The following is a 230-nucleotide window of genomic DNA, read 5'->3' as shown; positions in this document are numbered from 1 at the left end:
CGAACAGCACCGCGCTGGCGCCGACCAAGTCGGGCATCGAGCTCGTCGCCGGGGGCCACCCCAACGACCTGGCCGCGGGCGAAGAAGCCAGGGTCCGCGTGCTGGTCGACGGCAAGCCGCGCGCCGGTCTGGCCTTCGGGATCACCCGTGGCGGCACCCGTTACCGCAACGCCCAGGAAGAGATCAAGGTCACCAGCGACAAGAAGGGCGAGGTCTCGGTCACCTGGCCC

General features: G+C 70.9%; 1 protein-coding gene. It reads left to right on the top strand.

Annotated features, from left to right (window positions below):
• Positions 1-230 (top strand): DUF4198 domain-containing protein (locus KVS69_RS20890; RefSeq protein WP_217540271.1); only part of this gene is annotated, 230 nt, incomplete at both ends.

It is taken from the genome of Stenotrophomonas sp. GbtcB23 (assembly GCF_019091045.1).
In the GTDB taxonomy this organism is placed as follows: domain Bacteria; phylum Pseudomonadota; class Gammaproteobacteria; order Xanthomonadales; family Xanthomonadaceae; genus Stenotrophomonas; species Stenotrophomonas rhizophila_A.
Note: the sequence above shows the minus strand (reverse complement) of the source record. Positions and strands in the feature narration are given on the sequence as shown.